Source organism: Mesorhizobium sp. M0048 (genome assembly GCF_040323405.1).
Lineage (GTDB): Bacteria > Pseudomonadota > Alphaproteobacteria > Rhizobiales > Rhizobiaceae > Mesorhizobium.
Window position 1 is genome coordinate 34,293 of record NZ_JAMYUV010000025.1, and the last position, 13,383, is coordinate 47,675.

Genomic DNA, 13,383 nt, shown 5'->3' on the forward strand with positions numbered 1-13,383 from the left:
CGTCAAGGTTCTGCCTCATTCGTGCCAGGGAATGACCCAAGTTCAGGTTCGCTTCAGCCGCATTTCGACACGACATTTGCAACCGTTGAACGCCGGATCCGTTTCATCCCCCGGACGGGTTGAGGGCGCTCATGAAAAACAAGCCTGTGTCCTGTGGCTTAAGGAGTAAAGAACAATGCAAGCCAATCTTAAATTTGCGCGACCGCTGGCGGTGGCGTTTGGGCTGTTCGCCCTCGGCGGAACTGCCTATGCCGCGGACGTGGTTCAGGAAGAGCCGCCGGCACCTGCCCCGATTGCAGAACTTCCGGTCGCATCCTGGGCCGGTCCCTATGCCGGTGTGAGCGTCGGCTACGGCTTCGCCGGCCATGCCAAAGCCAAAGACATTGGCGTCGACGTCGACACCAAGGGTTTTGTCGGCGGCGTCTTCGGCGGCTATAATTGGCAGCAGGAGAACTTCGTCTACGGTGCCGAAGCCGATATCGGCTACAACGGCGTCAAGGGCGACGATGCCGGCATCGAGGCCAAGGGTGGCTTCGAGGGCTCGCTGCGTGCCCGCCTCGGCTATGCCGTCAGCCCGGACATCCTGCTCTACGGCACCGCCGGTGGCGCGCTGAAGAACCAGAAGATTGAAGCTGCCGGCGTAAGCGACACCAACACGCAGTTCGGCTGGACAGCCGGCGTCGGTACCGACATCAAGATCACCGACAATGTGTTCGGCCGTGTCGAGTATCGTTACACGGACTTCGGCAGGAAGGACTTCGACGGTATCGGCAAAGTTAAGTCGACCGACAATCGCGTCACTTTCGGCGTCGGTATGAAGTTCTAAGTCGTCCAAGCCACGACACGAAAAAGCCGGGCCTCGCGCCCGGCTTTTTTTGTGGCACCGGTTGGGCCGCCCGCCCTCAGGCCGGGATGGCCGGCTTCAGTTCCGGGAATTTCTCGTCGAAGCGCGCCGCCCAGCGCGTCAGCCGGCCGCGGCCCTTTTCCCATTTTCCGGCGAAGCGCAGCGAGAGATAGCCAAGGCAGGCGCGCAATGCGATTTGGCCTAAGGTGATTTTCTTCGGCAGCTTCGGCGGGTTGGCGTTGAGCAGATCGAGCGCGGCCGAAATCTTCGTCCACTGGCGCTCGAGCCAAGGCTGGTAGACCATCTCTTCCGGCCGCGTGCGCCGCTCATAGACCATCGACAGCGCACAGTCGCAGATACCGTCGGCCAATGCCTCCAGCACCTCCGCCTCAAGGCGCCTGTCGGGATTGCGCGGAAACAATGCGTTCTTCGACATCCGGTTGAGATGCTGCGTGATGGCGCGGCTGTCGTGGACCGAGCGGCCGTCATCGAGCACCAGCACCGGGATCTTGCCGAGCGGATTGGCGCCGATCAGTTCGGCCGGCCTTTCCTCGGTCTTTATCGGCACGAGATCGACCGCGATGCCAGCATAAAGTGCTGCCATGCGCACCTTGGAACTGTAGGGGGAAGTAGACGCGTAGAGCAGTCTGGGCATTGTCGATTCCTGTTTGCCGGCTACAGCTCCATATGCCCCGTTGGACGCGCAAAAGGACGCGGTAGCATTGTGACTTCGCGCATGACCCTCACCGAAAATCGATTCCGACAGGGGCTCGTGCGTGGGCACTGTTGACCGATCATGCAGGGTTCATCAACGGCCAGAGGCGGAAAACCGCGCCGCCAGCGTACAACCATTGTCTCGACGTCAATCGCGATGCGATAAGCCGCAGTGCGGCGGCAGACGCGAGCGGGTCGGACAATCCAAATCCGATTGGCTACCAACTCGGCCTTGCACCGAAGGTTAGCCTTTGGCAGCCACGAAAATCCCACCGGACTTCGCCGCATGGCGAAGCCCTGGGAGCTGCGAAAAGACGTCTTCCTCCCGCCTCTTTCTCGTTCTGCCCGACCGTCAACCAAGAAGCGAGGCGCCTGTCCGGCATCCCGCCCTGACTGTCTTGAGTATTGTCCCCGACGGTAGCAGGGCGGCGACTACTTCTTGGCCTTCGCCTTTGCGGGCGCTGCTTTCGGCTTGGCCGCGGGCGCTGCTTTCTTCACTGCCGCAGAAGATTTCGCAGCGGCGGCCTTTGCCGGTGCTGCCTTCTTCGCAGCTGGCTTCGCGGCGGCCTTTGCAGCCGGCTTCTTGGCCGGTGCCGCCTTCTTTGCGGGTGCAGCCTTGGCCGGTGCTGCCTTTGCCTTAGCAGGTGCTGCTTTCTTCACGGCCGGTTTTGCCGCGGCCTTGGCGGCCGGCTTTTTGGCCGGCGCTGCTTTTGCCTTAGGCGCGGCGGCCTTCGCTTTGGCAGCGGGTGCCGCTTTCTTCACAGCAGTTGCGGCCTTTGCCGCGGCTGCTTTTGCTGGTGCTTTCTTTGCCGGTGCCTTGGATGCCGGCGCCTTGGATGACTGCTTAGCCATATCATGCCCCTTCCGTTGTGCCGACGGCCGTTATTGACCCGGCGCGTATTGCATATCTGACTCGCGGCTTGCTAGCCAGCGAAGCATTAGAATGATTTTTGCAGCTTAAGTTTCGGTTACGGCGAGCGCACGACCATTTTACCCTCGCAAAAACCGGCTGCGAATCTTTGTCTCCCGCAGTGAAGTTCTGCGACAGAAATTCTGGCCGCTCTATCTCGACCGGTCTTCTCGTCAAGCTCAGGACCTTTTCGACCAGCTTTGCGCTTCAACGTCCGGCGCGCAGCGCGAACATTGTCCAGAACGAAGGCGGTCGCCCGCCTCGTCTTGTTTGAAAAGATAAACTACAGGTAAGTAGGAAGCAACGCGACGAGCACGCCGCTGCACTATCTTGCACGGCGCGATGAAAGTAAGCAGACAGCTCACATTTCTGAAGGACAGGATATCGTTCGATAGATCCGGTCGAGCCGACCGGCGTGATCGAAAGCGCTTGGCCGTTCAGGCGCCGGGCGGCTCACGGCTCATCTGCAGCCGGCGCGAAGGCTCGGCCCTGTGGAGATGGACGGCGAAGGTATCCCATGGCGGCATGACGGAAATCTGTGCCAGGATGCGCCCCGCTTCACCGCGATGATAGCCGCCGTGCAGTACGACGTGGGTCAGCATTTCCTGTCGCGACATCAATACCTTATCCCCGTCGGTGAACACGAAGGCGAGGGGCTCGGACAGCTGCCGCGACGAAACGGTTTCGAGATAATCGGGATACCAGCGATCGGTCGCTGCGACCGCGGCGCGAAGTTCGTCGAACGCCGGCGTGTCCTCAGTGGTGGCGGCGGAGTAGCCATGGCTTGCGTCAACCAGGTGCGCCGAGAATATCCGCGACACCACATGGCTGTGATCGACGAGCCGTATCACGGCCTGCCGTTCCTTGCCGTGAACATGCGGGTCGAGACTCGCGAGCTTTTCCAGCAGTTCGTCATGGCCCAGGCCTGATAGGCAAACAGGCTGCGAACCAGAGCGAGCGCACTCATGGTCGGTGTCCTTTTCCGGAAATGCGAGTATGTTGTTTATATTTTCAGGAGAATGAGAGGGCGTGTCTACTCGCATTGCAAGACCGCATCCGCGCATGCGCAAGCAGCCGCGCCAGGCGCGTTCCAGGGCAACCGTCGAGGCGATCATCGAGGCAGCGGCTCATGTTCTGAGCGGGCTGGGCTGGGCCGGCTTCACCACCAACAAAGTGGCCGAGACAGCAGGTGTGAGCATCGGCACGCTCTACCAGTATTTTCCCGACAAGCTCTCCCTGCTCGCAGCCGTCCGGCGCCGTCACTTCGATCATGTGCTGTCGGTCATTCGCGATTCGGCGGAAGACCAAAAGCCGCTCAGGACATTCGCGCAGGAGCTGGTGCGCGGCATGATCGCGGCACACAGCATTCACCCGACACTACACCAGGTGCTGCTCGACGAGGCGCCTGGCGATCGTGGCTCCAGGGCCGCCCATGCTTCGTTCCAGGCACAATACCTCAATCACTATGCGGCTGCTGTCGCCAGTTATCGCAAGCCAAGGAAAGGCGCCGACACGGAGGCCGTGGCGCGGGTGCTGTCGTCAGCGATCGAAGGTGTGATCCACAACGCGGCACGCCGGAACATGCTCGCCGCGCCGGAGCTGCAAAAGCAACTCGTCGAACTGATCTGCGCCTACCTATCGGGAGCGGGCCGTACCGGTCGATAGCGCATGGCACGGCGGAAGTCGGGATTTCTGTGTGTCGTTCAAAGCCGGCTTATGAGGTGCGGCAGGGACGATGCCAACAATGCCGCACCTGATGCGGCCAAGAGTGTGAGGACGATCTTTCGAAAAGTCGCCTCGCTAACGCCGATGTAGAGTCTCGCGCCAAGGAGTGTCGGTATCAACATCGCCGGCGCGACGACGGCAAACATCGGCAGCATTTCGAGCTTGATCTTTCCGGCCGCAAGATAGGCGGCCATCGTCATGGAGAGGGTCACAAGGTTGAAATTCTGGATGACAATACGCTGCCTGTCCTTTTCCCATTGGCGCAGCACGCACCACAGCGTTGGAACCGGGCCGGTGAAGCCGCCAAGTCCACCCATGATGCCACCGACCAGACCTATTGCACCGTCTGCAACAGGACCCCCGACCTTGATGGGAGGGAGGCGACGCGCAAAGAGCATCAAGGGACACCAAACGACCAGCAGCGCGCCGAAGACCAGCTTGAACAACTGCACATCCAGCAAGGGCAGGATGGCGACACCGACCGGAATCCCTATGGTCCCGCCAATCAGGAAGGGCAGCAGAAGCCTGAGGTCGAAACCCCGGCGGACGGTGACGGCAGCGATGATCTGACCGGTGAGCGCCCCAAAGACCGCCATGGCAGCAGCCAGTTGGGGTTCCACGGTCCAAACCCAAATCGACATGGCAACCAGGCTGAAAGCGAACCCGGAAAGCCCCTGGACGAAGCCAGCAACGACCGCGCCGAGAGCAACAGTATAAACAAGCAAATCCATGTGGTGCTGTTTCCCCGCAAACTCGTGACAGCAGATCGCGCTTCCCGCGAATGCTGCGCCGCATGGAAACGGTGACGGTCGATCAGGTGGCCGGTGCTAAAAAGTCGGAATCAGCGAGTGCGCGATCAGCGCAGGACGCGGCAGCGGCCGTTGTAGACCATCCAGCGGTCGAAGCCCGACACGCAGAATTCGACATTGTCGCCGATCGAGGCAAAGCCCTGGCCTTCCTCGATCAGGTACCAGATGGTGCGGGCGCGGCCGTCGGAGAGGCTGACGGTGGCGCCGCAATAACGGCGGCCGATCGGCCAGGTGTCGTCGGCCGGCAGATAGCGATGCTGGTGGATGCGCTGGAAGTCGACGATCTGCACATCCGGCAGATGCGGCACGTGATGCACCTGATAGGAGAAGCGGTCGGTGATTTTGTTCAGCACCCAGGCCTCGCCGCACACGCCGCTGTCCTCATCAGTATAGATTGCAAGGTCGGCGGCCTGCACCGCCTGAGTAACGCCAAGAGGCGCAGCCAGCGGCGTGCAAACGGCGAGCAGTGCGGCAAGGGCGGATTGGGCGAAGCGAGTCATGGCAGCCTCTCAAGGTCGACTGCGCGCACTGTGCGGATTCGCTGACGCGCGGTCAAGCGGTTGTAGCGACTATGGTTGTGGTGACGCGGTTGCGCTGAGGGAACGACAACGACCGCATCTCAAACTACTCTCCCGCCAGCCAGTCCAGCGTCCAATGCGATGGCTGCTCGACAGCAAGCAGCCGGTGCAGCGCCGGCAGCAGCGTCCGCAACTCGCCCTCCAGGGTGAAGGGCGGATTGACCACCACCATGCCGCAGCCATCGAGGCTCGGCTCGACAGAGGCCGGCCTGATCTCAAAACCGATGTCGAGCAGCCTGGGAACGCCCGTCTGCTTCAGCGCCTTGCGGAAGGCGGCGACCGCCTTGCGGTCCTTGAACGGATACCAGAGCGCGTAAATCCCTCCTGGCCAGCGCCGATGGGCTCTTTGCAGCCCGTCGACCAAGCGACCGAACTCGCCCTCTTCCTCGAAAGGCGGATCGATGAGGACGAGGCCGCGCTTCTCCTTTGGCGGCAGATGCGCGCCGAGCGCCAGCCGGCCGTCGAGCTCGATCACCCGGGTCTGGAAGTCGCCGTCGAACAGCGACTTCAGCCTGGCGGCATCCTTGGGATGCAGCTCGACCGCCGACAGCCGGTCCTGCTTGCGCATCAGGTGCCGAGCGATCAGCGGCGAACCCGGGTATTTTTTCACGCCGCCGTCCGGATTAAGCGAGCGGACGGCTTCAAGATACGGCGCCAGCAGTGCTGCCACCGGCGCATCGAGGGCCGCATCGACCAGCCGGCCGATGCCGCCTTGCCATTCGCCGGTCTTTTGCGCTTCGGTCGAGGACAGATCGTAACGGCCGATCCCGGCATGGGTGTCGATGACCCGAAACGCCTTGTCCTTCTGCTTCAGATATTCGATCAGCCGGCTGAGCACGACATGCTTGACGACGTCGGCGAAGTTTCCGGCATGGTAGGCGTGGCGATAGTTCAATTGGAGCCCCTGCCCCAGCGAGGCGCTGGCGGCTGCGAATTCGGATTTTCCGGCCGACGGCCGCCGAAACGGAATGCCAGCACCAGCCCGGCCAAGCCGGCCGCCATCAGGGAAAAACCGACCGGTCGCGCCCGGCGGTCGACCTCGCCGGCAGCCGAGCGCAGGACGAGGTCGACGGCCCGCATCGGAATGCCCTCGGCGTCGCCCGGACCAACGGTAAAAATATAGGGGCCGGCGGTAACGGTCGGGATCAGGCCGGCCTCGTCGCGAAAGATCCTGTCCGGCAGTTGCGGACTGACCTGCCGAGGATTGTCGGAATGGTTGAACTGCAGCGTCGAGGCGAGCACCGTCCTGCCGGCGGTGGCGGCAGTGAGGGTCAACACGGTGCGCTGCTGCGAGACGATACGCTCGGCTCTTGCCGTAAGGTCGACCAGCACGCGTAGCGGCCCGTCGCGTGCGCTAAGGGCCACCGTCACTGGCTTGAACCGGCCCTGGTCGTAAACCCTCCAGGTGCCGATCTCACGGCCGGAGAAATTGGTCATCGCCCAGGGATAGACGACGCCGATGCCGGTACCGATGAGCAGTATCAGGGCGAACAGAGAGCGCATGAGGTCAAGACCCGGTATTCGGCGCGCTGGTGCCGTCGCGGGCGCGTTCCATTTCGTCCAGGAGCATATCAAGGCCGAGATCAAACGTCCGGTCAAATTCGGCGGTGCCGAAATAACGCCCGGCCGCAGCTACTTTTGGAAAATCCTGCGCCAGTTGCTCATCGCTGACCGTGGTCACGGCCGAAGGCCCCTTCGCATAGCCGGCAGTCTCGTCGAGGATGGCACCCATCAGATAATAGCCGGTGGTACGGAACAGCCGCGCACCAAGTTCCGGTCCGAAGCCGCCGGCCTCGAACAGGCCGAGGATGCCGTTCAGCCACGCAAGGCAGGTCGGCGAGTTCATCCGGTAGGTAACGAAGAAGCTGGCGAAAGCCGGGTGCTCACGCGCGACGCGGCGGAAATCCTGCACGGCGATGCGCAACCTTTGTCGCCAAGGTAGGTCCGTGTCGGGCATTTCGAGGGAGCCGATCAGCCGGTCCACCAAGGCTTCGAAGAGATGCGCCACCGAAGGAAAGTGGTGATAGATGCTCATCGCCTCGCAGCCGAGTGCAGTCGCCAGCTTGCGCATCGAAAAACCGGCGAGGCCCTCGCTCTCGATCACCTTCAAAGCGGCAGCCTCGATCATCTCGCGAGACAGTCTGCCGCGCGGTCGCTTTTTTTTGATCGATGTGTCCATGGTGCCGCTTGACAACTTACACTGTAAGGTTCATTTTCGACATTACCTTACACCGTAAGGTCTACAAACGCCAGAGGAGAACGTCATGTCTGTGTATCGTACTCTTTCATCAACGCATTCTTCCATCCGCCGTGCCTGCCTGCTCGCCGCCGCCTGTGTGCTGACGCTGGCTGCAACTCCTTCTTATGCCGATGAGTATGACGCAACCGTCAAGGACATCCAGTCGACCATGGGCGGGGTGCCCGGTTTCGTAAAGCAGTTCCCGAAAGCCGGTCTGCCCGGTGCATGGGCCGAGGTCAAGGCTATCCAGCTCAGCGACAAGACGGCGCTGCCGCCGAAGGTCAAGTCACTGATCTCGCTGGCGGTGGCGGCGCAAATCCCGTGCAACTACTGCATCTGGTCGGACACGCAGGACGCCAAGCGGGCCGGCGCTACCGACGAGGAGATCCAGGAGGCGGTCGCCGTTTCAGCGCTGACCCGCCACTGGAGCACCATCTTCAACGGCATGCAGGTCGATTTCGATACATTCAAGAAGGAGATGGGCGGGCAGTAATGCCTTTCGTTGTTAGAGCGGGATGCATTCAGACTGAATTAGCCATCCCGCTCCGACTGTTTGTGTGATCCGCCAGCACCTCATTGATGACCCGCCACGATTTTTCCGCCTCGCGCTGGTTGCCGTCATGTCCCGAAGCGACGATCAGCGCCTTCCACAACGCCCAGCCCCGAGCGCGCGCCCAGCTGTGCTCGTCAAGCGCAATGGCGTCGCGGAACGCTTGGCGGCTCTCGCCGTAAAATTCCGTCCACGCGATCACCAGATCACAGGCAGGATCGCCGATAGCCGAACTACCGAAATCGACCACCGCGCACAGCTTGCCATCTTCGACGAGCAGATTGCCCGAGGCGACGTCGCCATGGACCCAGACCGGCGGCCCTTTCCATCCCGAGGCAAGGGCCGTCGCCCACACGGCCTCGGCTGCGGCCTTGTCGATGCGGCCACCGAGCGCCGAGAGCGCGGCTCGGGTCTCGGCGTCGTAGACCGAAAGCCGGCCGCCGCGGTGGAAATTATGCTGCCCTGCCGGTGGCCCATCGGCAGCGTCGATCCGGTAGAGCGCCACCAAAAAGCCGGCCAGCGAACGGGCGAGCTCAGTAAGATCGGCAATCAGTCCACCAGCCGCCGGTCTGCCGCCAAGCCAGCGATAGACGGACCAAGGCCATGGATAGCCTTCCCCGGGCGCGCCTTTGGCCAGCGGCACGGGTATGGGCAGAGGCAGGTGAGGCGCCAGGCGGGGCAGCCAGCGATGCTCCTTCTCGACCTGGGCGACGTAGGCGGCGGCGCTCGGCAGCCGCACCGACATGTGATCGCCCAGTCGGAACGTGCGGTTGTCCCAGCCGCCAGGCTCGACCGGCTCTACCGGCAGGTCCGCCCATTTGGGGAACTGCGCGGCAATCAGCCGGCGAACAAGTGCGGCATCTATCGGCATGCCTGGTGTTCGTTCATCGGGCGGCATCGGGCTTGCTCAGGTCTTTTGAATAGCCGGCAGTCCATCTTTTTGGCGTCGCATTCTTGCGGCGCCAGTGATTCCACTAGGCGGCAAATTCCCTAAGCCTTGCGTTCCCAGCGCCGGTCGGGCGTTTGCTGCCAGTAGGTCACGGTGTGGCCCGCCTCCTTCATTGTCTTCCAGTGCGTGCGTGCCGCCTCTAGCTGGGCTGCATCGTGACCGTCGAACAGGAACACGGCGCGCTGGTAGCCGCCAAGCTCCGGCGGCACCGCCCCATCGACCAGGAAGCGTATCTGCGCCTGGTTCGGATTGTCAGGGCTGACGGTCAGAAGCACCGGCTGCTCGGCGGGACGGGCTTCGCGGTCCGTTGCGTGGGCCAGGAATGAATCGTCCCGGAAAGTCCACAGATGCTGGTCCAGCGCGTCGCGCCGTTCCTCGGTGCCGGTCTGCACCACGGCGCGCCAGCCGCGATCGATACTGCGCTCCAGGAGGCCGGGCAGCGCAGCCTCCAGCGTCGATTCGGTCAGGTGATAAAACAGAATCTCGGCCATGCGTTCAGTCTACATTTTCGGAACCCCGCCCCAGCCGCTCATTGCTCGTAATGATCGCGCAGCAGCCGGTCGAGCAGCCTGACGCCGAAGCCGGAAGCCCATGACTGGTTGATCTCGTTGGAGGGCGCGCCCATAGCGGTGCCGGCAATGTCGAGATGCGCCCAGGGCGTGTCCTTGACGAAACGCTGCAGGAACTGCGCGGCGATGATGGCGCCGCCGTGGCGGCCGCCGATGTTCTTCATGTCGGCATTCTTGGAATCGATCAGCTTGTCGTATTCGGCACCGAGCGGCATGCGCCACACCCGCTCCTGCGTCGCCTGTCCGGCCGCCGTCAGCCGGTCCGCCAACTCGTCATTGTTGGAAAACAGGCCGGCATAATGCTGGCCGAGCGCCACCATGATGGCGCCGGTCAGCGTCGCCAGATTGATCATGAATTTCGGCTGGAAGCGGTCGTTGCAGTACCACAGCGCATCGGCCAGCACCAGGCGGCCCTCGGCGTCGGTATTGAGCACTTCGATGGTCTGGCCCGACATCGAGGTGACGATGTCGCCCGGTCGCTGAGCGTGGCCATCGACGGCGTTTTCGACCAGCCCGACAATGCCGACGACATTGACCTTCGCCTTGCGCGCGGCTAGCGCGTGCATCAGCCCGGTGACGGCAGCAGCGCCGCCCATATCCCCCTTCATGTCCTCCATGCCCGAGGCCGGCTTGATCGAATTGCCGCCGGTGTCGAAGGTGACGCCCTTGCCGACGAAGGCGACCGGGCTTTCCTTGGCCTTGCCGCCGTCCCACCGCATGACCGCGATGCGGGCGCCACGCGGCGAGCCCTGCGCTACGCCCAGCAGCGAACCCATGCCGAGCTTCTTCATCTCCTTCTCGGCCAGGATCTCGACCGTGACGCCGAGCGCCTCCAGTTCGGCGATGCGGGTGGCGAATTCCACCGGCCCCAGAACATTGGCCGGTTCATTGACCAAATCGCGCGCCAGCAAGACACCGTCGATCACCGCCGCTTCATCGGCGAAGGCCTTCTTTGCAGCTGCCGGATCGGCGGTGTGAATAGTCACCTTGACCGGCTTTTTTGGCTCGCGCTTGTCGTCACCATTGTTCTTTTTGGTCTTGTACTTGTCGAAGGAATAGCTGCGCAGCAGGATGCCTGCTGCGAGCTGAACGGCTTGCCTGCCGCTGATGGCGGCACCGGGAAGATCGAGCACGACGGCCACTTCGGTTGCCTTGCGAAAGGACGCGGCAATCGTGCCACCGAGCTTCAGCCAACCATAATCATCGAGATTGGAGCCCTTGCCGGCACCGACCGCTACCAGTCGATCGAGCGATGTCCCTTCCGGTGCCAGCACTTCGACCAAGCTGGCGAATTTGCCGGTGAAGTCAGCGACCGGAAAAGCCCGCTCAAGGGTCTTTGCCGGATCACAAGCCCTGGCGGCATCGCTGAGGTCGCCCTCGTCGGCCGCCAGAACGAAAACGCTGCCCTTTTTGGGCGCGGCGAATTTGGCGAAGGCGATCGAGGGTCTCGAATTCATGATGTCCTGCTTTCGGGAAGTGCGTTGGATTATCGCGAGAAGCGTTCGATTGGTCGGACCGAAAGGTGCCGTGTTGTTGCGTCAGTGAGCGGCGGGTTGAAACAGCTCGATGACATTGCCCGATGGGTCTTCGAGCAGGGTCTGGGAACCGCCGACGCCCGTTATGATATCGTTGCGAAAGACAAGTCCAGCACTCTTGAGGCGCGCAACCTCTTCTTTCAGGTCCGGCACCACCAGCAGGATGCGGTTCCAGCCTCCCGGCACCGGCTGCCGGCCATCCGGCATAGCCCGTGCACCCGAACTGCCGGGTCCGCTCAGAAGGAGCCGTAACGCGCCGCGCGTGACGGAAGCAAAAGCCGGTCGCGCGTCCTGTTCGACGGTAAAGCCCAGTTGTCCACAGTAGAAATCGATCGAGGTGGCGACATCATCGACCATGTAGCGAATGCTGACTGGCGTCATGATCATTGACCTTTCGGTTCGAGCACGCTCCAACAAGGCGTGTCTATTGCGGGCGGAACAATCGGCATAGTCCTGCTCACTATCGCTGCTTGACAATCCGCGCCGCTATCGCCCTGGCCTGAATGCGGGCATTGGCGAAACAACCGCGAATGCTCGGCCGCATGCCGGTAAACCACAGGCCGGGCAATTTCGGATCGGCATCGCCGCCGTTGAAAAGCGGAACGCCCTTGCCGTCGAGAACGCCGAGCTTGCCGACCATCTGCTCCAGACCGGTGCGATAACCAGTCGCTGCAATGACGATATCGGGCGTGATAAACCTGCCGTCATTCAACACGACGCCGTCTTGGCTAAATTCCCGCAATGGTGGCACCACCACGATCGTGCCTGCCGTGATGGCGCGAACCGCGCCGTCGTCGGCTGCGATCGCGGTGTAGTCGGCGCTCAGACGGCTCGCACCGCCTGTGGGAGCCGGCGGAAGCCCAAATTTCGTCAGGTCGCCGAAAACCAGGCGCTGGGTTGTCGCCATCACCGCATCGGCCAGCCGCACCGGCAAGCTCGCCATTAACGGTGAAAGCCTGTGGACGGCGACCTTGCCGATGCGTTTCGGCAGCAGAGAGGGGCCGTTGCGGGCCGACAGCCAGATGCTTTGGGCATCTGCATTCGCAAGATGATTGAGTGCGTCGAACCCCGAATTGCCGGCACCGACCACCAGCACCCTTTTGCCGGCGTAGTCCTTCGCATCGCCAAAATCGGCCGAATGGATAATCCGGCCTGCAAAATCCTTCATGCCTTTCCACGCGGGAATAAACGGCTGCCGGTCGCGCCCGGTGGCGACGACGATATGGCGCGCCAGACGACGTCCGGCGTTCGTCCGCACGGTCCAGTGATCGCCGTCGAACGTGACCTCTTCAACGGCAACGCCGAATGCGACCGGCAGACCATGCGTCTGGCTGAAATCGTTCAGATGGCGAATGACGGCCGATTTATGCGGAAAAGCCGGGGTGCCTGCGGGATAGCCGACACCGGGGAGCGTCGAGAGATCGCGATGGGTATTGAGGTGTAGCCGCTGGTGGCGCCGATGCCAGGGTTCGGCAAGCCGGCTCTCCCTTTCCAGGACGAGCGTCGGTACGCCGGCCTTCATCAAGGCGTGGGCGGCGGCAAGGCCGGCCGCGCCGGCGCCGACCACGATCGCGCCGTCAAAGACGGGTTCTCGACCGGTTTGACTGCGCAATTTTTCCGCTTCCATGCTGGGGCTCAACAGATCCTGACCCGTCTTATCACGCCGCGGCGGTCGCGACCGGCGCGACATTTGGTCGTTTTGCCGCATTTGACAAGACTTTGGCCGAAATCGCTCCCATATGCGATATCGAACCACCCACGATTCGTCGCGGCACGGCCCCGCTTCCAGCCGCAACCTGTTGTTAACCAACAATGTTCGCCCTTTCTTATCCATTGCCGCCGACACTCCGGCCCAGCGGAATGTACGATACGGGACAGAACCCGGATCGAACCGCCAAACTGAGCCAGTTGTGCAGCCGGCGCCGGACGACTACCTTGTTCCAAGGCATGATGCCGTTCGA

At 62.4% G+C, this 13,383-nt stretch carries 16 protein-coding genes; 3 read left to right on the forward strand and 13 right to left on the reverse strand.

The features are described from left to right. The first annotated feature begins 175 nt into the window (after nucleotides 1-175). The gene (locus NKJ84_RS20235) at nucleotides 176-826 is read left to right on the forward strand and encodes an outer membrane protein (RefSeq protein ID WP_254820293.1); all 651 of its coding nucleotides are present in this window, start codon (nucleotides 176-178) and stop codon (nucleotides 824-826) included. 76 nt (nucleotides 827-902) lie between these two features. Here the strand turns inward: NKJ84_RS20235 and NKJ84_RS20240 are convergent, their stop codons facing one another. The 3 genes from NKJ84_RS20240 to NKJ84_RS20250 form a co-directional block, all read right to left on the reverse strand. Continuing rightward, nucleotides 903-1,499, reverse strand: coding sequence for a glutathione S-transferase family protein (locus tag NKJ84_RS20240; RefSeq protein ID WP_352479252.1), 597 nt, complete (start codon nucleotides 1,497-1,499; stop codon nucleotides 903-905). Nucleotides 1,500-1,990: 491 nt separating this feature from the next. Then, nucleotides 1,991-2,410, reverse strand: a complete 420-nt coding sequence (locus NKJ84_RS20245; RefSeq protein WP_352479251.1) for a hypothetical protein — start codon at nucleotides 2,408-2,410, stop codon at nucleotides 1,991-1,993. A 495-nt stretch (nucleotides 2,411-2,905) separates the two neighbouring features. Beyond that, on the reverse strand, nucleotides 2,906-3,511 hold the full coding sequence (locus NKJ84_RS20250; RefSeq protein WP_352507913.1) for a DinB family protein: 606 nt from the start codon (nucleotides 3,509-3,511) through the stop codon (nucleotides 2,906-2,908). Between NKJ84_RS20250 and NKJ84_RS20255 the strand changes: the two genes are divergently transcribed. Continuing rightward, nucleotides 3,498-4,133, forward strand: coding sequence for a TetR/AcrR family transcriptional regulator (locus tag NKJ84_RS20255; protein ID WP_352507914.1), 636 nt, complete (start codon nucleotides 3,498-3,500; stop codon nucleotides 4,131-4,133). The two genes, NKJ84_RS20250 and NKJ84_RS20255, sit on opposite strands and share 14 nt — an antisense overlap. 38 nt (nucleotides 4,134-4,171) lie before the next feature. Here the strand turns inward: NKJ84_RS20255 and NKJ84_RS20260 are convergent, their stop codons facing one another. The 5 genes from NKJ84_RS20260 to NKJ84_RS20280 all read right to left on the reverse strand — a co-directional run bounded on the left by NKJ84_RS20260 (nucleotide 4,172) and on the right by NKJ84_RS20280 (nucleotide 7,759). Then, nucleotides 4,172-4,924, reverse strand: a complete 753-nt coding sequence (locus NKJ84_RS20260; RefSeq protein WP_352507915.1) for a sulfite exporter TauE/SafE family protein — start codon at nucleotides 4,922-4,924, stop codon at nucleotides 4,172-4,174. A gap of 125 nt (nucleotides 4,925-5,049) precedes the next feature. Beyond that, nucleotides 5,050-5,502 carry a hypothetical protein gene (locus NKJ84_RS20265; protein ID WP_352507916.1) on the reverse strand — a complete coding sequence of 151 codons (453 nt, stop codon included), beginning with the start codon at nucleotides 5,500-5,502 and terminating at the stop codon, nucleotides 5,050-5,052. 124 nt (nucleotides 5,503-5,626) lie between these two features. Next, nucleotides 5,627-6,475, reverse strand: a complete 849-nt coding sequence (locus NKJ84_RS20270) for a 23S rRNA (adenine(2030)-N(6))-methyltransferase RlmJ (protein WP_352507918.1) — start codon at nucleotides 6,473-6,475, stop codon at nucleotides 5,627-5,629. Then, the gene (locus tag NKJ84_RS20275) at nucleotides 6,472-7,083 is read right to left on the reverse strand and encodes a hypothetical protein (RefSeq protein ID WP_352507919.1); all 612 of its coding nucleotides are present in this window, start codon (nucleotides 7,081-7,083) and stop codon (nucleotides 6,472-6,474) included. Before NKJ84_RS20275 ends, NKJ84_RS20270 begins: the two co-directional genes overlap by 4 nt. 4 nt (nucleotides 7,084-7,087) lie before the next feature. After that, nucleotides 7,088-7,759: a TetR/AcrR family transcriptional regulator gene (locus NKJ84_RS20280; protein ID WP_254820301.1), complete on the reverse strand. Its 672-nt coding sequence runs from the start codon at nucleotides 7,757-7,759 to the stop codon at nucleotides 7,088-7,090. Nucleotides 7,760-7,844: 85 nt separating this feature from the next. On the opposite strand from NKJ84_RS20280, the gene NKJ84_RS20285 reads away from it, so the two are divergent. Then, a complete protein-coding gene (locus NKJ84_RS20285) occupies nucleotides 7,845-8,312 on the forward strand; it encodes a carboxymuconolactone decarboxylase family protein (RefSeq protein WP_254820302.1) in 468 nt (155 codons plus the stop codon). A gap of 28 nt (nucleotides 8,313-8,340) precedes the next feature. Here the strand turns inward: NKJ84_RS20285 and NKJ84_RS20290 are convergent, their stop codons facing one another. The 5 genes from NKJ84_RS20290 to NKJ84_RS20310 form a co-directional block, all read right to left on the reverse strand. Beyond that, nucleotides 8,341-9,240 carry an aminoglycoside phosphotransferase family protein gene (locus tag NKJ84_RS20290; protein ID WP_352507921.1) on the reverse strand — a complete coding sequence of 300 codons (900 nt, stop codon included), beginning with the start codon at nucleotides 9,238-9,240 and terminating at the stop codon, nucleotides 8,341-8,343. A gap of 119 nt (nucleotides 9,241-9,359) precedes the next feature. Beyond that, nucleotides 9,360-9,809: a DNA polymerase III subunit chi gene (locus tag NKJ84_RS20295; protein ID WP_352507922.1), complete on the reverse strand. Its 450-nt coding sequence runs from the start codon at nucleotides 9,807-9,809 to the stop codon at nucleotides 9,360-9,362. A 38-nt stretch (nucleotides 9,810-9,847) separates the two neighbouring features. Beyond that, nucleotides 9,848-11,344 (reverse strand): leucyl aminopeptidase, encoded by a 1,497-nt coding sequence (locus NKJ84_RS20300; RefSeq protein WP_352507923.1) that lies wholly within the window; start codon nucleotides 11,342-11,344, stop codon nucleotides 9,848-9,850. Nucleotides 11,345-11,425: 81 nt separating this feature from the next. Then, a complete protein-coding gene (locus NKJ84_RS20305; RefSeq protein ID WP_352507925.1) occupies nucleotides 11,426-11,809 on the reverse strand; it encodes a VOC family protein in 384 nt (127 codons plus the stop codon). A 73-nt stretch (nucleotides 11,810-11,882) separates the two neighbouring features. After that, complete coding sequence (locus tag NKJ84_RS20310) at nucleotides 11,883-13,049, reverse strand: flavin-containing monooxygenase (protein ID WP_352507926.1); 1,167 nt, start codon at nucleotides 13,047-13,049, stop codon at nucleotides 11,883-11,885. Between the last annotated feature and the right edge of the window lie 334 nt (nucleotides 13,050-13,383).